The organism is Listeria sp. ILCC796 (genome assembly GCF_900186175.1).
Classification (GTDB): Bacteria; Bacillota; Bacilli; order Lactobacillales; family Listeriaceae; genus Listeria; species Listeria goaensis.
On the sequence record NZ_FYBV01000006.1, the window covers coordinates 134,462 to 153,010 of the forward strand.

The 18,549-nt window shown below is 42.5% G+C and carries 22 protein-coding genes and 1 other RNA gene; 17 read left to right on the forward strand and 6 right to left on the reverse strand.

Features of this window, described 5'->3' with window-relative positions:
* The first annotated feature begins 4 nt into the window (after positions 1–4).
* Together CFS04_RS08225 and ffs are read left to right on the forward strand one after the other, a co-directional pair.
* Positions 5–1,516, forward strand: coding sequence for a gluconokinase (locus tag CFS04_RS08225; protein ID WP_088810162.1), 1,512 nt, complete (start codon positions 5–7; stop codon positions 1,514–1,516).
* Between the two features lie 343 nt (positions 1,517–1,859).
* An RNA gene (gene ffs, locus CFS04_RS08230) (signal recognition particle sRNA large type) lies at positions 1,860–2,125 on the forward strand.
* A gap of 53 nt (positions 2,126–2,178) precedes the next feature.
* Here ffs and CFS04_RS08235 read toward each other — a convergent pair.
* Complete coding sequence (locus CFS04_RS08235; protein ID WP_088810185.1) at positions 2,179–2,550, reverse strand: DUF4180 domain-containing protein; 372 nt, start codon at positions 2,548–2,550, stop codon at positions 2,179–2,181.
* Between the two features lie 147 nt (positions 2,551–2,697).
* On the opposite strand from CFS04_RS08235, the gene CFS04_RS08240 reads away from it, so the two are divergent.
* Entirely contained in the window at positions 2,698–3,357 is a 660-nt protein-coding gene (locus CFS04_RS08240; RefSeq protein WP_088810163.1) for a hypothetical protein, read from the forward strand.
* A gap of 49 nt (positions 3,358–3,406) precedes the next feature.
* On the opposite strand, the gene CFS04_RS13015 is transcribed toward CFS04_RS08240, so the two are convergent.
* Positions 3,407–3,562: a hypothetical protein gene (locus tag CFS04_RS13015; RefSeq protein WP_162859624.1), complete on the reverse strand. Its 156-nt coding sequence runs from the start codon at positions 3,560–3,562 to the stop codon at positions 3,407–3,409.
* 392 nt (positions 3,563–3,954) lie between these two features.
* Here CFS04_RS13015 and CFS04_RS08250 point away from each other — a divergent pair, with 392 nt between their 5' ends.
* The 9 genes from CFS04_RS08250 (at position 3,955) to CFS04_RS08290 (ending at position 10,330) form a co-directional block, all read left to right on the forward strand.
* Positions 3,955–5,319: a PTS sugar transporter subunit IIC gene (locus CFS04_RS08250; protein ID WP_088810165.1), complete on the forward strand. Its 1,365-nt coding sequence runs from the start codon at positions 3,955–3,957 to the stop codon at positions 5,317–5,319.
* 142 nt (positions 5,320–5,461) lie between these two features.
* Positions 5,462–5,683, forward strand: a complete 222-nt coding sequence (locus CFS04_RS08255; protein ID WP_007472962.1) for a hypothetical protein — start codon at positions 5,462–5,464, stop codon at positions 5,681–5,683.
* Positions 5,684–5,686: 3 nt separating this feature from the next.
* Positions 5,687–5,887 (forward strand): DUF3188 domain-containing protein, encoded by a 201-nt coding sequence (locus CFS04_RS08260; protein ID WP_088810166.1) that lies wholly within the window; start codon positions 5,687–5,689, stop codon positions 5,885–5,887.
* Positions 5,884–6,345 carry a DUF3284 domain-containing protein gene (locus tag CFS04_RS08265; protein WP_088810167.1) on the forward strand — a complete coding sequence of 154 codons (462 nt, stop codon included), beginning with the start codon at positions 5,884–5,886 and terminating at the stop codon, positions 6,343–6,345. Before CFS04_RS08260 ends, CFS04_RS08265 begins: the two co-directional genes overlap by 4 nt.
* A gap of 122 nt (positions 6,346–6,467) precedes the next feature.
* The gene (gene dnaX / locus CFS04_RS08270) at positions 6,468–8,192 is read left to right on the forward strand and encodes a DNA polymerase III subunit gamma/tau (protein ID WP_088810168.1); all 1,725 of its coding nucleotides are present in this window, start codon (positions 6,468–6,470) and stop codon (positions 8,190–8,192) included.
* A gap of 29 nt (positions 8,193–8,221) precedes the next feature.
* On the forward strand, positions 8,222–8,539 hold the full coding sequence (locus CFS04_RS08275; RefSeq protein ID WP_088810169.1) for a YbaB/EbfC family nucleoid-associated protein: 318 nt from the start codon (positions 8,222–8,224) through the stop codon (positions 8,537–8,539).
* Between the two features lie 59 nt (positions 8,540–8,598).
* The gene (recR, locus tag CFS04_RS08280) at positions 8,599–9,195 is read left to right on the forward strand and encodes a recombination mediator RecR (protein ID WP_088810170.1); all 597 of its coding nucleotides are present in this window, start codon (positions 8,599–8,601) and stop codon (positions 9,193–9,195) included.
* Between the two features lie 20 nt (positions 9,196–9,215).
* The gene (locus CFS04_RS08285) at positions 9,216–9,464 is read left to right on the forward strand and encodes a YaaL family protein (protein WP_088810171.1); all 249 of its coding nucleotides are present in this window, start codon (positions 9,216–9,218) and stop codon (positions 9,462–9,464) included.
* A gap of 203 nt (positions 9,465–9,667) precedes the next feature.
* The gene (locus CFS04_RS08290) at positions 9,668–10,330 is read left to right on the forward strand and encodes a Crp/Fnr family transcriptional regulator (RefSeq protein WP_088810172.1); all 663 of its coding nucleotides are present in this window, start codon (positions 9,668–9,670) and stop codon (positions 10,328–10,330) included.
* Between the two features lie 90 nt (positions 10,331–10,420).
* On the opposite strand, the gene CFS04_RS08295 is transcribed toward CFS04_RS08290, so the two are convergent.
* Genes CFS04_RS08295 through dhaK form a run of 4 tightly spaced genes read right to left on the reverse strand, consistent with a single transcriptional unit; the run spans position 10,421 to position 13,271 of the window.
* Positions 10,421–11,275 carry an aldo/keto reductase gene (locus tag CFS04_RS08295; RefSeq protein ID WP_088810173.1) on the reverse strand — a complete coding sequence of 285 codons (855 nt, stop codon included), beginning with the start codon at positions 11,273–11,275 and terminating at the stop codon, positions 10,421–10,423.
* Positions 11,276–11,292: 17 nt separating this feature from the next.
* Entirely contained in the window at positions 11,293–11,667 is a 375-nt protein-coding gene (dhaM, locus tag CFS04_RS08300) for a dihydroxyacetone kinase phosphoryl donor subunit DhaM (protein ID WP_088810174.1), read from the reverse strand.
* Positions 11,664–12,266 (reverse strand): dihydroxyacetone kinase subunit DhaL, encoded by a 603-nt coding sequence (gene dhaL, locus CFS04_RS08305; RefSeq protein WP_088810175.1) that lies wholly within the window; start codon positions 12,264–12,266, stop codon positions 11,664–11,666. The genes dhaM and dhaL overlap by 4 nt, the downstream gene beginning before the upstream one ends.
* A 12-nt stretch (positions 12,267–12,278) precedes the next feature.
* Entirely contained in the window at positions 12,279–13,271 is a 993-nt protein-coding gene (gene dhaK, locus CFS04_RS08310; protein ID WP_088810176.1) for a dihydroxyacetone kinase subunit DhaK, read from the reverse strand.
* 154 nt (positions 13,272–13,425) lie between these two features.
* Between dhaK and CFS04_RS08315 the strand changes: the two genes are divergently transcribed.
* The 5 genes from CFS04_RS08315 to CFS04_RS13020 form a co-directional block, all read left to right on the forward strand.
* Positions 13,426–14,805, forward strand: a complete 1,380-nt coding sequence (locus tag CFS04_RS08315) for an aminotransferase class I/II-fold pyridoxal phosphate-dependent enzyme (RefSeq protein WP_088810177.1) — start codon at positions 13,426–13,428, stop codon at positions 14,803–14,805.
* A 38-nt stretch (positions 14,806–14,843) separates the two neighbouring features.
* Positions 14,844–15,467, forward strand: coding sequence for a dTMP kinase (gene tmk / locus CFS04_RS08320; RefSeq protein WP_088810178.1), 624 nt, complete (start codon positions 14,844–14,846; stop codon positions 15,465–15,467).
* Between the two features lie 102 nt (positions 15,468–15,569).
* Positions 15,570–15,899: a cyclic-di-AMP receptor gene (locus CFS04_RS08325; RefSeq protein ID WP_088810179.1), complete on the forward strand. Its 330-nt coding sequence runs from the start codon at positions 15,570–15,572 to the stop codon at positions 15,897–15,899.
* A gap of 397 nt (positions 15,900–16,296) precedes the next feature.
* The gene (locus CFS04_RS08330; protein ID WP_088810180.1) at positions 16,297–17,181 is read left to right on the forward strand and encodes a DUF1672 family protein; all 885 of its coding nucleotides are present in this window, start codon (positions 16,297–16,299) and stop codon (positions 17,179–17,181) included.
* Between the two features lie 17 nt (positions 17,182–17,198).
* The coding region (locus CFS04_RS13020) for an SA1320 family protein (RefSeq protein WP_179946384.1) at positions 17,199–18,549 on the forward strand (1,351 nt) is incomplete at its 3' end.

Genomic DNA, 18,549 nt, shown 5'->3' on the forward strand with positions numbered 1-18,549 from the left:
TAAAATGAGCGAGTTTTTTATGGGCGTTGATATTGGCACGACAAGTACAAAGGCGGTTCTTTTTGATGAAAACGGGAGCCAAGTGACGCGCTATGCAGTGCATTACAATTTGGCGACCGACGTTTCGGGCAAGGCCGAGCAAAACCCCGATGAAATCTTTGAGGCCGTCAAAAAGGCCATTTGGATGGTCATGTCGGCGAGTCGGATTGGGCAAGATGAACTTGCCGCCATCTCATTCAGTGCGGCGATGCACAGTTTGATTTTGGTCGACAAAACCGGTTCGCCGCTCACAAATTGCATCACTTGGGCGGACAGCCGTAGCAGTGCGGCGCTTGAAACGGCCAAACGCCATTACTATCTCGAAGGCATTTACGAAAAAACTGGCACGCCGATTCACCCAATGAGTCCGTTCGCAAAATTGATATGGCTTTCCGAAACGGCACCCGAAAAAATGGCGGCCATGCACATGGCGTGCGGAATTAAGAGCTATGTTTTATACAAAATGTTCGGCAAATGGCTAATTGATGCGTCGCTCGCGTCCGCTTCCGGGCTCTACAACACGAAAGCCGGCTGCTATGAAAAATCGGCGCTTGAAATCGCGCAGCTCTCGCAAAACAAACTCCCGACCGTTGTCTCCGAACTGCACCAACTGAGCGGCCTCAGCACCGAACTCGCAAGCGAAATGGGCATTGCCCCGGGCATCATTTTTGTCGTCGGCGCAAGCGACGGAGCCCTTGCAAATTTAGGCCTCCAAGCGACAGCTCCGAATGATGTTACCGTAACAGTAGGTACAAGCGGCGCCGTCCGCAAAACGACCACGACCTTCCAAACAGACGGCAGAAGCCGCACGTTTTGTTACCGCCTAACAGACGGCCTTTTCATTCAAGGTGGCGCTGTGAACAACGGCGGCAAGGCCATCGAATGGGCGATGGAGCAGTTTGCGCCCCAAGATGTGCGTGAAAATCGTGATTACGTGAAGCTCATGCAAAACGCAGCCGAAGTGCCACTAGGGTCTAATGGACTTTTGTTTCTGCCGTATTTGCTCGGGGAACGCGCACCTTACTGGACAAGTGATATTCGCGCGGCCTTTTTGGGCATCACCATCAACCACACGCCGCCTGAATTCCTCCGCGCAGCCATCGAAGGCGTTGCGCTAAATTTGGCGAGCGTTTATTCCTCTATGGGGGAAAAAGGGGATGTGGTGTATGTTTCAGGCGGTATCGCCGCGCACACGTTTTGGTGCAGCTTGCTCGCGGACATTTTAAATCGCGAAGTACGCGTAACCCACACAATCGAGGGTTCAAGCCTCGGCGCCGCGCTACTCGCAATGAAATCCCTTGGCAGGCGGGCTAGTTTTACGTTACCCAAAAAGCCAGCTATAAAAGCCGTTTACAGGCCGAATGTGGAGCGCGCAAAAGCATATGCAGAACTCCATAAAATCTTCGAACTAGCGACCGTACAGCTAACCGGAATCAACAAACAACTAATTGATTGGCAAAAAAATGTTACAAAATAAAATTTCAGGGGAATAGTTCAGTAATAAAGAAAAAAGGGGTTTTTATGATGAACAAAAAAATTGTATGGATCGCCCTCGTTCTAGTTGGCATTTGTCTACTCGGAACGCTTATCGCGACACTCGTAAGCATCTATTTAGTATGATTTTTAAGATAATCTGGCTTGCTTTTGCAAGCCAGATTATCTTTTGGTTTTCCTTGGCGATTTTAGCGTGCCTAAATTTATCAGTCGCAAGGTTGATTTTTACTAGAACGCGCGATTTTACTTGCACTTTTTAACTAAAAAAGATAAACTAATGTTTGAGCCTTTTAAATCAGGGTTCATTCATTTTGGTAGCAAATTTGCCGTGCTAGACGGGGAGATAGCGGCGCCCTGTAACCCGCAATCCGCTCTAGCGGGGTTGAATTCCCAAATTGAGGCCTATACCTGTCTGGTCTGCCGCCAGCAAGTGGTGTTGACGATTGGGTCTTGCGCAATGGAAGCCTGTGAACCATGTCAGGTCCGGAAGGAAGCAGCATTAAGCAGTGCCTTTTATGTGCCGCAAGGTTGCCTGGTCTGAGCTAACGACTGACGTAACGCAGGTGGTTGTATGTCGAACTTGGGTGCACGGCGTTAAATTTTAAATACGAACTCTCTTTTGTATAAAAGAGGGTTTTTTCATGTTCAAATTGCATCTCCGCACAGCTTCTCCAAAGCTTCCGCCTCATTTTGAGCAAAGAAAATTGCATCCCCCGCATTGCTTTCGCGCATAAAATCTTGCAGTGCCTTGCTACGATAAACCGAGAAATCGCCCACAATTGCAAGCTTCGTCTGATAAGTGACAAACTTTTGAAGTACCTCACCAGCAAGTCCGCTTCGCAAATCAAAGAAACGCTCATCAAATGCCTCTTTATTCAAAGCAATTCGTGTGCAGTCATTTTCGTATTGCACAGTCATAATTACATCGAGAGCGGTCTCGACGCTCGATATGATAACCTTGTCATGATGTATAATTGCACAGCGTAGCCCATTTTCTATTACAATTTTCGTATTCATTGGAATTCCTCGCTTATTTTTTATATTCATTGTAACACGACGTCATTAAAGTTTCGCAACTCCTTTTTTTAAATAAAAAAGTGAAAAAGCAATGTAAAACTGTTACAATATTAGTATGACGTAACTAGATAAAGAAGGATGAAAAGTATGCAACACATCAAAAAACGAAAGAACATTATCATTTTAAGTATTTTAGCTGTTATTGTGGCCGTTTTAGCCATTCTAAGTATTATTTTTGGTGTCTTTCAAAGGCAAGAAGTGCTTGATAAATATGATGTAGCCTATGAAATAAACGGAAAGTTATATGAGGTTTTCCCGATTTCTTCAACGGACATTGGCGTGGATAAAAAGAAAGAGGATAAGCATTTATATTTTCGCGTAAATAGCTACTACAATCTTGAATACTTATTCCGCATCGCGTATAAACAGTACGAGCTAAACGAACCTTCACTTGATAAAAACTACGCGGGAAAGCTCGATTACAGTATTGCGGATAACGCGTATGTCACGCAAGAAGATGTATACCGGACGAAAGACGATATGTACGCCGTTTATTCTTTTCATGATAAAAACGGGAAAGAAATCTACAAGTATGACCCGGAAGAAACATCGTCCGATAAATTTGTTACCCGAATCAAACCAACCATTTTGCAAGGCTATGAAAAAAGCGACATTTCGAGCTATGACGACTTTTTAGATATCACCGCGCTATTTAAAGAGAAACTGAACAAAAACGTAAAAGTCCGTGTTGATGATGCGAAAAACATGGTAATATTTTCAATTGAAGATGAAAAAAATGTAGACTAATTAAAAAACCTCAAAAGTTAGATTTTATTCTAACTTTTGAGGTTTTTTTTTAATTAGACTTGTCTTTTTCAGTCTCTTTTTTATCTTCGTCACGCTTCAACTTCGGTAATTCCTTTAAATCATCTGGAAAAATAATCGAATAATCACCGCGCTTGATGACTTTACTGTTACGGCTTTCTTCGGGCATATCAGATTTAAGAGCCACGTTCATCACCTCGTTTTTATAGATTTAGTATAGCACGAAATAAGGAATTCATAAATAAAAAGGAGGTCTTTTTGTGAAAAATCACGCAATTGTGTGTAAGCGGTTTCTTGGTTTACACGATTCTTAAAAATGTGTGTAAATAAAAGAAAGTGTCTATTTTGAGGTTTTTTAGTTCGTTTTGCATACAAAAAAGTTGGCACATAAATTGCTATATAAATTAGTGTATCCATGAAAGCCTTATCATGAAACAGAGAGGAGGACTCCCGAATTTCGCAAGGCTTGAGTTGGAGGTCGTCTAATAATCAAAATAGATTCAGAGGGAGTTAGGTTAAAAGGTTAGCACATTATTTTGTTAATAGGCGAATCATTTTTGTACTAAAGGGAGGATTAAGATGAACGGATTAACAGCATTTTTAGAGAAATATTTTGTTCCAGTTGCAGCCAAAATTGGTTCGCAAAAGCACTTAGTTGCGTTACGTGATGCGTTTATTTCGACAATGCCAATTACGATGGCGGGGTCGATTGCAGTACTTTTAAATGCATTTTTTAGGGATTTTCCAACAGATTGGGGCTGGACAGGCTTTGTTGAAGCCATGCAACCACTAATTGGGATTAATGGATATGTTTATAATGGGACTCTAGCAATTGTATCGATTATTTTTGCATTCTCGTTAGGTTATAATTTATCAAAAGTTTACGAAGTAGATCGTCTTGCAGGGGGCTTAGTTTCCTTAGCTGCCTTTGTTATGAACTTAACAGTAACAATTAGCTTAGACGCTGTTAAAGCTGCAATTACTGCAGCTAATGCTGATTTTGATATTAGTAGCTTACCAAAAGAGTTTACAGGTATTTATGGATTCTTTAATATGGGACAAGTAAATGGAACGGGTCTATTTACTGCCATGATTTTTGGTTTTATTTCAACGATTATCTACGCTAAATTAATGCGTCGTAAAATTACAATTAAAATGCCGGATTCAGTTCCGCCAGCTGTAAGTAAAGCGTTTGCTGCGATTATTCCAGCACTTGTTGCACTTTATGTTGTGGCAATTATTGATTGGGCATTCTTCAAAATTACAAATATGGATGTTATTTCTTGGATTTCTAAAACAATTCAAGAACCTCTACTTGATCTTTCACAAGGTTACGGGGCTGTCTTACTAATTACTTTCTTAGTGCAACTACTTTGGTTCTTTGGTATTCACGGGCCAAACGTACTTGCGCCAGTATTAGAATCCTTATGGGGAACAGCTCAACTTCAAAATATTGCGGCTGCGCAGGAAAAAGTGGCGCTACCGTTTGATTGGGTTCGTGGTTCCTTTGATGCTTACGTATGGATGGGTGGTTCTGGTGGTACAATCGTACTTATCATCGCTCTTCTTATGTTCTCGAAACGTGCGGATTCTCGTACAGTAGCAAAACTATCACTCGGCCCTGGTATTTTTAATATTAATGAACCAATTATGTTTGGTTTGCCGATTGTTTTAAATACAATTTACTTAATCCCATTCATTATTGCGCCAATGATTATGGTTACTGTCGCTTACTTTGCAACAACACTAGGACTGGTCGGTCCAGTTAAAATAGCAGTTGTTTGGGTAATGCCGCCACTTCTAAACTCGTTCCTGGCAACAGGGGGAGATTGGATGGCTCCGGTCATATCATTAGTCAATATGATAATAGCCTTCCTCATTTGGGTACCGTTTGTTATCACAGCAAACCGTGTAGGTGTCCCGGAAGAAGAAATGAAAGAGTAAAATTGTTTCTGGCTGGGAGGTCTGAATTGCCCAGCCAGATTATTATGCGTTGTAAAACGCGCCGAAAAACAAATTTAGTTAAGGTTTCTTATTGCAACGTGAAACGCTTAACGTTAAAATATTACTTGAGGAGGTTTTCAAAATGATTATTGTAAATTGTCCAATGAAACGCGATTACGTGACGGAGTTGCTTGAAAATTATAATGAAGATGGTGTGACTTTTAAAAAGGTGAGCGAAGTGGGTATGAAACTTAGCTTTGAAACAAATTTAGAAGATGAAGAAAAAGCAGCACGTATTGCAAAAGATACTATAAAGGCAACGGAAATTGGCGCTGTGCTTTATTTCCAAGTGACTGTGGGTTAAGATATGAAAATTGCTAATGGTTTATTTATCATGAGTATTGGGCTTTTGATCATTATGTTAAGCCCTTCTTATGGGAAAAACGGGGCAGCGAATGTGCCGTTTATGGTTACTGGCTTGGTCATTGTTTTAATTGGGGTCGTTCTTGTCTTCATAAAAGTGAAAAAAGGGAAAAAGAATGATGGACAAGGAGGAGATAAGAAATGAATATCTCGCAAAAATTATATATTTCGCAAAAAGAATGTTTTGATGCCATTATAAAATCTGTTATTTATGATATAAAACAATCAACTGGAAAAAGTAAGCAAATGCGCCAGTTGGAAGGGTTCTCTTACCAACGAGATATGTCAAATGGTGCTCGTGCCACGATTGCAATTACGGAAGTGAAGCCGTATGAGCAATACGTATTTGAAACAAAGAGCCGTGTGAATACGCATATTACAACGTATGCCATTAAAGCGACAAGCGAAGGCACATGTGAAGCTTCATATCATGAGAAAATTGAGGCGGAAGGTACTGTGCAAAAGCTAAATAATATGATCGTTGGTTTCTTGTTTGGGATTTTTAGAAGGAAACGTGCGAAAAACTTATTAAAAGCAATTGAACTTTCGGTTATTAACGAAAGTAAAGCAAAGAAACAAAATGCCGCACCGAATGCTGAATAAAAAACTTGGAAGGTGTCCAGCCGTTTGGACGCCTTTTTAGGTGAAAGGGAGAAGTTTACTCTTAACAAAATAGTCCGAAGTAAGCTATAATAAAACTACTAAGGTTTAGAGGAGAGTGAAGGATGGCATATCAGGCATTATATCGTGTTTTTCGGCCGCAGTCGTTTGATGATGTTGTCGGGCAAAGTCATGTCACTAAAACACTTCAAAACGCAATCACTCAAAACAAAACATCACATGCTTACTTATTTAGTGGACCTCGGGGAACTGGGAAAACAAGTGCAGCGAAGATTTTTGCGAAAGCAATCAATTGCGAAAATAGCACAGATGGTGAGCCATGTAATGAATGTGATATTTGCAAAGGGATTACAGATGGATCAAATCCAGACGTTCTAGAAATTGATGCTGCCAGCAATAACGGCGTGGAGGAAATTCGCGATATTCGTGAGAAAGTGAAATACGCGCCAACTGTTTCCAAATATAAAGTATATATTATTGATGAAGTGCACATGTTATCAACCGGCGCTTTTAACGCGCTCCTCAAAACGCTTGAAGAGCCGCCGAAGCATGTCATTTTTATACTTGCAACGACAGAGCCGCATAAGTTGCCGCTGACGATTATTTCTCGGGTACAGCGCTTCGACTTTAAGCGAATTACCACGCAAGACATCGTTCAGCGCATGGCTTTCATTTTAAACGAGGAAAAGATTGCTTTTGATGAAAAGGCGCTAATGATTATCGCACGAGCTGCCGAGGGAGGCATGCGCGACGCACTTAGTTTGCTCGACCAAGTCATTTCCTATGGTTCAGACGAGGTCAGCGTTTCGGATGCGCTTGAAATTACCGGTTCGGTGGCGCAAAATTTATTGACCGATTTAGTTGCGGCGATTTTAAACCAAGATGCGAGTCTGGCGATGGAACGCCTTTCGGGCTTGCTTTCAGAGGGCAAAGACCCCGTTCGATTGGTGGAAGACTTACTTGTTTTCTTCCGTGACATTTTACTTTATCAGAAGGCGCCAAATTTGGAGGAGACGCTTGAACGCGCCGTTCCAGATGAGGCTTTTCAGGAGTTAGCGAAAGCGGCGAATGCAAGCCAAATTTATAAGGGCGTGGAGCTTTTAAATAAGACGACCACGCAAATGCGGTTTTCGAACCACCCGGGAATTTATGTGGAAGTTGCCGTAGTGGAGTTGACCCAATTACGGGGCGGGAATCCGATTGTGCAAGGGGAGTCTGGCGCCGATGTTTCTGCCTTACAAAATGAAGTGCGGGAATTGAAGCGGGAGCTAGCCGATGTGAAAAAGCTGCTAGAAAATGGGGTTCGTGCGGATACCACAAACGCGGAGAAAGTTGCCCGACCTAAAAAAGCAGCGATTAACAATTCGAAAAGTTTTAAGGCACCAGTTGGGAAAATTAATCATGTGCTCGATGTCGCGAAAAAGAAAGATTTACAATTGATTCGCGGTTGTTGGGGTGAGCTTTTGTCGATGCTTATGGCGTCCCAAGCGGCACTTTTAAATGATGCTGAGCCAGTTGCTGCGTCAGAAGACACTTTTGTGTTAAAATTTAAGCATGAAATTCATTGTCAAATGGCGATGGACAATCAATCTTTTGTTGAAACGATTGAAACGAGCATTTCAAAATTAACGCAAGTCAATTATAGTTTCATTGGGATACCTGAAATTCAATGGTTTGAAGTGCGTGAAAACTTCTTGAAAACTCATACACCTTCCGAGGAACATGAGTCAGGCGAGGAACTTCCAAAACCTGCGGTGGCGGACACTAATTCATTCGTCGAAGAAGCGGAAAAACTCGTAGGAGCAGATTTACTCGAAATAAAAGAATAAAAATTAAATGATGAAGAGGAGAATTTTTTATGCGTGGAATGGGAAATATGCAAGGTATGATGAAACAAATGCAAAAAATGCAAAAGGATATGGCGAAAGCTCAAGCGGAATTAGAAGAAATGGAATTCACTGGCACGGCTGGTGGGGAAATGGTCGCTGTCAAAATGAGCGGCAAACGCCAAGTGCTAGATATTGTCATTAAAGAAGAAGTGGTGGATCCAGAAGACGTGGAAATGCTACAAGACCTTGTATTAGCGGCGACAAATGATGCGCTGAAACAAGTGGAAGATACGACTGCTCAAAAAATGGGCAAATTCACACAAGGAATGAATATTCCTGGATTATAAGAGATTAGGCGGCAGAATGTTTGACGTTCTGCCTGCTTTTTTGAAAGTGAGCGATGAAGATGCATTATCCTGAGCCGATAACGAAGCTAATTGATAGTTTCATGAAATTACCAGGCATTGGGCCAAAATCGGCTGCACGCCTTGCTTTTTACGTGCTAGATATGAAAGAAGATGACGTGCTCGGCTTTGCCAAAGCACTTGTTGACGCCAAACGAAACCTGAGTTTTTGCTCGGTTTGTGGGCATATTACGGACACCGATCCGTGCTATATTTGTAAAGATCACTCTCGGGATAAAAGCGTGATTTGCGTCGTGGAAGAGCCACGTGATGTCATTGCAATGGAAAAAATGCGCGACTACCATGGCCAGTATCACGTCTTACACGGAACAATTTCGCCTATGGACGGAGTTGGCCCTGAAGATATCAACATTCCTGACCTCCTGAAGCGCCTACAAAACGAAGAAGTGACGGAGCTTATTTTAGCGACAAATCCAAATGTCGAAGGGGAAGCAACCGCGATGTACATATCACGGCTTGTTAAACCAAGTGGCATTAAAGTGACGCGGATTGCGCACGGTCTTCCTGTTGGTGGCGATTTAGAATATGCTGATGAAGTCACGTTATCAAAAGCATTAGAGGGACGCCGAGAAGTTTAACGAAATTTGAGGTGACGAATATGGAATCAAGAAGCGTTCAGCACGGTAGAAAAAAAAGAAAGAAAATGGGGAAACTGCACAAAGAATATGATGCGTATTTGATGGATTTAATTGAAGCGACGCAAGAAGAATGGCATAAACAAAAAGTTATCTTGCGCAAAAGTTTCAACTATAATGAGCGTTTAGAATATGAAGCAAAAAAGGCGGGCGCCAAATATTTTTACCTCTTTAAAGAGGCAAGACATCGTGGCGTCAGCGGGAAAAAATAAAGTATGCTTAAAGGTTGTAGATGAATAAAATCTGCAGCCTTTTTTCATTTAAAAAATATGTAAAATAATACAAGTTTAAACCCAATTGTCACAAAAAGTTCAATAATGTGCCTGTATTTGTGAAATTTAGGTGTATGATTCGTCTATAAAATCATTTAAACTAGGAGAGTTTAAGGGGGGAAGCAAAAAAAGGAGTGAAATAAATGCATGAGTTGATGATGGGGTTATACACAAAAAAAGAAGTGTATGATTACTTTAATGAACTGCAATTAAAAGAATTGTTAACGTCAAACTTACAAGGATCTATGAAAAAAATCCGTATTGATCGAAGCCGAGTTTTGCTTTCAAAAACAGAGAATACAAAAGTTTACTTTATTTTAAGTGGCATTGTGGCGGCACGAAAAGACGGGAATTTGTTATACTTTCGCGGAGAAAATCGTTTTATAGGCCTTGAATCTATTTTATTTAGTGAAGACTCGGAACTTGTGACTTTAAACATTGGAAAAGTGGAATTAATCGAATTTCCAAAAGTAGAGGTTCTTGAATTATTAATGGGACTCCAAGAAGGGTGGCTGTATTGCTATCTAATTAACAAGGACTTAAACCAAGTGCTGATGAGAAATTATAGTAACTTTCAGGCAAAGCCGTACGAACGCAGCAAACAGATGTTAACCGATTTAGCCAAAGAGTTTGGCGGCTCAAGTGAGCTTAGTGTGGTTTTGCCAAAACAGTTTACTTTAACCATATTAACGAACTACTTAGGGATTAGTTACGTCACCATGAGAAAAATTTTAGAAATCCTTCGAGACGAAAACTTTATTGTAGATTCCGGAAAACGCAAAGAAATTAGAATACAAGCGGATTGACAAAACAAGTTTTAGTGTAAAAAATCGAGAAACATTTCCAGTGTTAGGAATGGTTTCTCGATTTTTTTCATATAATCTTCAGGGGTACTATCATAGCCCAAACGGCTTTTCCGTGCGGACATAAACAACATCGGGCGCGCTACTCACACGTTCGCCGCGGTTTAATTTGTTAATAATAATCATTTCTTCACGGGTTAAAGCAAAGTCATAAATGTCCGCGTTCTCGCGAATTCGATTAGGATGTTCGGACTTTGGAATGATGGCGTTGTCATTTTGAAGGTGCCAACGTAAGACGACTTGGGCGGGCGTCTTATTGTACCGCTTGCCAATTTTTTTAAGCTCGCCGTCTTTTAAAACTTGGCCTCTTCCGAGCGGGCTGAAGGCCTGATGCGCAATATGTAACTCATCTAAGTAATGATGCAGCAACTTATTCGGGAAGTAAGGGTGGGTTTCGAGTTGGTCGACAGCCGGCAGAACATTGGCTTTGGTGAGGAGGCGGTCAAGATGGTGCGCCTCAAAATTAGAAACGCCGATTGCGCGAACAAAACCTTCATCATAGAGCTTTTCAAGCGCCTTCCAAGTTTCGAAAAAGGTTTCTTGTTTGGGCCAGTGCACTAAATATAAATCGATTTGGTCGAGCTGCAACTTTTTCCGGGACGCTTCAAAAGCTTTCAGCGTCTCATCGTAGCCCTGATCGGTGTTCCACACTTTCGTCGTAACAAAGAAGTCCTCCCTTTTTAACCCCGAAGAATGAAAGAAATCACCCATAAACTGCTCATTTTGGTAGAAAGCCGCAGTGTCAAAAAGGCGGTAATCGGCCTTCGCCGCGGCTTCGAGGGAGTTCCGCAATTCAAATTCGTCGGTAATCTTGTAAACACCAAACCCGTGCTTGGGCATTAAAACGCCATTATTTAGCTGGATTTGGTCAGAAAACGACTTGGTCATGTTATCTCCTCCTCGCCTTATTTCATTTCAATCGATTTTAAGTTTTTAGAAATGACGTCTGGCTTTTCGTCAATTTGGATTTGTGCGGCCGTAGCATAGACGCCTTCCAAAAGGGGAGCATCAAATAAAATGATTTCTTTGTCTGAAAGTTCGCTGACCGTTTCAATATTCATTTTTGCGCTGCCGAGGTCGTAAAACGCGTACACTTTATCGGCTTCATTTTGTTCGAAAGCGTCATTTACTTTATCAAAACTCGTGCCGATACCGCCGTCATCCGTTCCGCCGGCATAGGTGATGCAAACGTCATGCGCCACTTGGCTTGCAATATCAAATACACCTTTTGCAACATCGGCCGAGTGCGAAATAATCACAATTCCGTAAGGCTTCTTCATTTAGTTACCTCCTCGCTTTTTAAAAGGGATGCAAATAGTATGGCGGACGAATACGCACCGGGATCGAGATGCCCAATGGAACGCTCCCCTAGGTACGAGGCGCGACCTTTTGTGGCTTTCATGTCTTTTGTTTTTTCTAGGGCCGTCTGAATCGCGTCATTTGAAAATTCACCTTGTCGCATGACGCGGATAACGGGCTCCCAAACATCAATCATTGTTTTCTCCCCAGCTTGTGATTTTCCGCGGTTTTTAATGCCGTCTAAGCCCGCTTCGAGCGCATCTATGAGCTGTTCTTCGGTGAGGGTGTCAGCGTCAACGGCTTTGCTAATATTTAGAAAGGCGGAGCCGTACAGTGGGCCAGATGCGCCGCCTACTTTGCTGAGTAGTGTCATCGCGGTTGTTTTGAAGACGTCTTTTAAAGTTTCTGGAGGCTTTTTTGCAAAAGCGTTTTTCAGTTCTGTCAGTCCGCGCGCCATATTGATGCCGTGGTCGCCGTCACCGATTGACTGGTCCAAGTCGCTTAAAAGTTGCTTATTTCCAATGATTTGGTCCGAAAAATCAGTTAGCCAATTCATTGCCCAGTTTTTATCATAAGTCATCGTAAGCCCTCCTCATTTCCATGCGATTGTTTGGACAGGCAGATTCAGCATATCCACCCATTTTTCATCTTCTAGTTTTAAAATCGTAAGCGATAACCCCGCCATCTCAAGCGAAGTCATGTAGTCGCCAACAAAAGTTTTTTCAACAGTGACATGCGCGTCGCTTAAAAGTTCATGGACATCGTTTGTGAAAATGTATTGTTCCATTAGTGGCGTTCCGCCCATCCCGTTCACAAGCACGACGACCTTATCTCCCGATATGAAATGATGCTCCTTATTAATGCGGTCAAAAAGCTGTTTCGCGAGCTCTTTTGACGACATAATTTTTTCGCGGCTAAAACCAGGCTCACCATGAATGCCAATGCCTAGTTCGATTTCATCGTCGGAAAGCTCAAAACCAGGATGCCCAACCTCTGGAACTGTACAAGGTGTCAAGGCTACGCCAATCGTCTTAGTCTCTTTCACCACTTTTTCACCAAGCGCTTTTAGTTCCTGCAAACTCGCCCCAGCTTCCGCCGCCGCCCCGACAATTTTATGCACGAACACGGTTCCAGCTACGCCGCGCCGTCCAGTCGTGAAGGTGCTATCTTCTACAGAAATATCATCGTCAATAATAATTTGATCCACTTCGATATCGTCCATTTCGGCAAGTTCTTTCGCCATGTCAAAATTCATTACATCGCCCGTATAGTTTTTAACAATTAAGAGCACGCCTTTTCCTTGATCGGCCGCTTTAATGCCTTCATGAATTTGGTCAGGTGTTGGGGAAGTGAAAACATCGCCGCAAACGGCCGCAGAAAGCATACCTTGCCCAACATAACCCGCATGCGCAGGTTCATGGCCCGAACCGCCGCCACTCACAAGGCCGACTTTGTTAGGTCGCTTGTCCTTTCTCGCGATAACCCGCGTATCTGGAACACGTTCGATTAAATCTGGATGCGCTTTCACAAGGCCTTCTACCATTTGCTCGACAACTTGATCCGTGCTATTGATAATTTTTTTCATGAAAAAAACCTCCTCCAAATTTTCCTACAGTTAAAAATTTCCCTTTGCCCGTCTTGTTAAACTCTATTATAATATGTTTTTTATGTAAACGCTTAACAAGAAGCATTCTGTTTATAAAAATGCTACAATAATGATTGGAAAAGGAGGCGTCGAAATGGCTAGTCAGGAAGAGGTTCCGTTATTTTCAAAAATGGAAGAACATGTACGTCAAAATCCACTTTCGTTTCACGTGCCGGGTCATAAAAATGGCATTTTGTCTGAACTTAAATGGCAAGACATGCTGAAATATGATTTGACGGAAATAAGCGGATTAGACGATTTGCACCACCCGGAAGGAGCAATTCGGGAAGCGGAAGCGTTATTAAGTTCGGCGTACGGCGCAAGCAAGAGTTTTTTTCTAGTTGGCGGCTCCACCAGTGGGAACTTAGCGATGATACTTGCTGCAGTTCGCCGCGGTGAGCGCGTTTTAGTGACTCGTGATGCGCATAAGTCGGTCGTGCATGCTTTGGAACTTGCGGGAGCTCGGCCTGTTTTTTTAAACACAAAAAAAGATGTTTTGACGGGCGTTTCAAATGGCGTAGACGTGGCGACACTTGAACAGGCGTTTCGCGAGTATCCGGACATTGTGGCAGCCGTTTTGACGTATCCGAGCTACTACGGTACGACGTTTGATTTGGCGCGTGTGGCACAAGTGATTCATCATTTTGGGGCGCTCGTTTTGGTTGACGAGGCGCACGGGGCGCATTTTGCTGCAAGTGATGCTTTTCCGCGTGATGCGCTTAGATGCGGGGCGGACGCGGTCGTGCAGTCGGCGCATAAGACACTCCCGGCGATGACAATGGGCGCTTTCCTACATATTAATTCGGATTCCGCGCGGCTCGCACGCATTCGCCACTACCTCCAAATCGTGCAAACAAGCAGCCCTTCCTACCTTGTGATGGCTTCGCTTGATTTGGCGCGCCGCTTCATGGCTATGTATTCGGACGATGATTTTCAAGCTTTTTGGAAAATGCGCGCCAAATGGGTCGACTACTTGGAAGATGCAGGCTTCATCGTTTTGCTCCCAGACGATCCGTTAAAGCTGGTTGTTCGGAAAAACGGGTATTCAGGACACGAAATTGCACGGCATTTTGAGGCGCACGACTACTATCCTGAACTGGCGGACGACCGCCAAATGCTGCTGATTTTGCCGCTCACACGGAGCGGAACGCAGTTTGCGCCAACTAGAGAATTGCGGGCAATCAAGGCGCCAAAAGGGGAAACGAGGCCAATTGAATTTGCCACGCCAAAACTTTCAGAGCTGGCACTATCCTATACGGAAATGGCCGAACTGGATAGCGTTCTTGTGGCATTAGACGAAGCGGTGCATGCCGTCGCCGCAGAAAACATTTCGGTGTATCCGCCTGGGATTCCTTTCGTCCTTCGCGGAGAAAAACTGACGGAAGCGCACATTGCTTTTTTGAAAGCCACATCTGGCGTACATTTCCACGGAGGAGAGCACTTAAAAGACGGCAAAATTGCAGTGTATTTATGATATAATCGAAAAGAGACTTGCTTGAAGGAGAGGAAACGATGGGGTTATTTATTACGCTTGAAGGGCCGGACGGTTCGGGAAAGACGACAACGATGCGTTTATTAGAAGAAAAAATGCGACTTGCGGGCATTGATTTTATTAAAACGCGTGAGCCGGGCGGCAGTCCGATTTCCGAAAAGGTTCGGGAAATTGTGCTTGGAATTGGGAATGAGGAAATGGATTCGCGGACGGAGGCGCTTCTTATCGCAGGTGCTAGACGCCAGCATGTTGTTGAAAAAATTCGACCAGCACTTCAGGTGGGAAAAACGGTGCTTTGTGACCGGTTTATTGATAGCTCGCTTGCTTACCAAGGCGCCGGACGTGGTATAGGTATACAAGAAGTACTTAGTATCAATTTGTTCGCAGTTGGCGAAACGTTACCTGACATGACTTTTTATTTGGACGTAGATGCGGCGACAGGGTTAGAACGGATTGCGGCAAGTCGCGGGCGCGAAATTAATCGGCTTGACAAGGAAGATATTAGCTTCCACGATAAGGTTCAAAAAGGCTATGAAGAAATTATCGCGATGTTTCCAGAACGCATCATTCGAATTGACGCAAATCGCACGCCAGAAGAGATTACAGATGAAATTATCGCGCATATTTTAAAACGGCTAAACTGACACTGCGTGTGAGGTATTCACTAGGCGAGGAAAGCAAAAAAATGAGTCTAGGCGGATATTTTTGCTATAATTAAAAAAAGCTCTTTGAAGGAGATGAAAAAAATGAAATTAATTTTCGCTATTGTTCAAGACCAGGATAGCAATCGTCTGTCTGATGCTTTGATGAAAGATAATTTTGGTGCAACAAAGCTTGCGACAACAGGTGGCTTTTTGAAAGCGGGGAATACGACGTTCATCATCGGTGTGGAAGACGACCGTGTGGACGATGCACTCGATATTATCCGCGAAAATTGCAAGGCGCGCGAACAAATGATGACACCATCTGCCTCACTCGGCGTAACGGTTGACACCTATGTCCCTTACCCAATTGAAGTCCAAGTTGGCGGGGCGACAGTGTTTGTGATGCCAGTTGAAAGTTTCCATCATTTTTAGAGTGAAAAAGAGTAGTTGCGTGAGCGAATCCCCAAAAGTTAGACTAAAAATCTAACTCTTGGGAATCGCAACAAAGCTCCTCTTTTTTTATGTCTTTTTTTCTAAAAAATTCATAAAATCTACACAAACAATAAAAAAGTAACATGCTCTATTAAAATTGTAAGAAAAATACATAAACTGGAGATGAGTTTCAATTAGAATGCCCTGCCTGAATTGCGCGACCTTATGGCAAAAGCGAACGTAAGATGGAGGTTGTTATAACGCTACAAACACAAGAACGGCTAGTGTGGGAGAAGAGTAAGACCAACAAAATTGGGGGTTTTAATTTTAAAACAGGGTTTCTTGTTGTATACTATAAGAGGTGTTTTTTATATAAATAGAGAAAAGGGGTGTAACCATGAACGGGAAAAAAATAGCGATTTCCATTATTGGTTTATCAATTTTACTAGGAGGTTGTTCATTTATGGGGCAGTCAGATGAAAAAGAAAAGAAAATAGACGACGGGACAACACCTGTTGCGGAGTATAAAGGACAAGGATTTAGATTAGTTGACGGAGATAAGTCTAAAGAAATTGTCGAAAAGAACGAAGCAGAAATTAAAAAGCGAGCCATCGCATATATGAAAGATACATATAAAACTGATGTTAAAGTGAATAATGTTGTACCTGCAAGAGACGCAGCGGTTGTAAAAGTAGAAGCAGAAGAACCAATTCAATTTCATACCTCTGTTATTGTCGGGCTTGATATGCAGAAAAAGAAACTTGATCCACCGGATTTTGTTCGCTCGGAAGATGGTGTAGTTGAGTCCGCAATTGTAAGTGGCTTGTATGCAAAAGCTTATGAGGCAGAATTTAAAAGATTGGATTTATTTGCCGAAAAAGAAGCGGAAAAGTATAATTTACAAGGTTTGAACCAAGAAACTATAGATAAGACACAAGCATCAGGGTATCAACACTCGTATTATTTTATTCCGACAAGTATTGCTTTTGATGATGCCTACAATGCTTATATAAGTAATCCTGAAATCAATCCGACCGAGATACGCGAGCTATTTCTTAAGGAAGATGAAAATTTTAAAAACGTACATGTTGCTCTTCAATTTTATAGCAAAAGTGACGGACTACCCAAACAAGAAAAGGCGGATAAAATTGCCGAAGACTTAAAAAAAGAAGTTGGACTGCCGAAAGCTGTTTATACGATAGATATTTATAAAAACTTTATTGTTGACCGGGTGGGACTTCCTGATGGTGAAAATATCAGTGTTGAAGATATTCAAAAATAGAGAAAGGGGAGGTTGAATTGCTGACAGCAGAAAAGTTGAAAACATCTGATCTGGATATTATAGAACTAAGTGGGAGAGTGGTCTACGAAGAGCCACATGAAAGACAATATATAGATATAAACGGAGAAAAAAGAGCGTACTTGGTTAAAGAAGGTGTGTATAACACGAAATCCGGACTAGATTACATGATTGTCGAAAATACGAAAACGGGTGAAGTCGGCATGATTTTCCAAGGAACACAAGGTCAAAAAGACGGTGGTCGGGATATTATTACCGATGCCACGCTTCCTGGAAATATTCCGGATGATCAACTAAAAGCAGCGGATAAAGCCTACAAGAAAATGAGTAAAAAATATGACATTAAATACGTTGGAGGAAACTCTTTAGGGGGCGGGCTTGGGAATTATGTCGCGTCAAACAATGAGGTGAAAAGTGTAACCTATAATCCTGCGATTTTGCCTGATGGCAAATATTCACAAAAGAATCCTGATATTACCAACTATATGAGCGAGTATGACCCGTTAACACTAGGGGAACGAAGTGCGGGATATTTGAGTCGCTTGCCGGGGAAGCATGTCACCTTAAAAAACAACGTACCTTTATTTACCACCCTTACATCAAACCACACGGGTTATAGTGACCCTATCAACATCGACGGGGAAGAAATCTTGATTGATGCCGACGCCTATTTACCCGTTGGTGTGTGGAGTGGAGCTGTTCTCACGGGTGGAAAAGGGCATAAAATAGATGTGAACCCTGCAAATATGAAAATCTTAGCGGATTCCATGGTATCGAAAATGAAAGGGCAAATCACGACCGCTCAAACGCATGTGGATCATGCCGTGGATATTGTCGAACGGGAAGGCAGTCAACTAGATGACCGGACAACAAAGCTAGCAGATAGTTTTGACGATTTACTCGGACAGGGAAGCTTCGGAAAAGCGTTAACGACGCTGTCGGGTTATGAATACCTACGGGACACTATTGAATCAGGGATGCCAGGCGTCTCACTGGCAAGCAAGGCCATTTACAAGCTTAAAAATTCTTCTGCGGTTTCTGATTTTCTAGTCAGCTTTTTAGGGAATTTTAACGGCATGTTGGGGACATCTATTGAATTGCCTATTCTGATTGTGGATACCGTGACGCGACTAGATGACATCATTACCCAACTAAACGCGCTTAAAAAGCATGCCATTCCGATGCTGTTTCAAGGAATAGATAACGAATTTTTCAGTGATGGCATGGTGGCAGAACTAAAAGCCCATTATAAAACGATAGATGAAAATAAAGAGGTTGTAACGAGTCAAATTATTACGTTCAGTACACAAGTTACTTACGTGTCCAAAGAGTTGGAAAAAGCGGACAAGC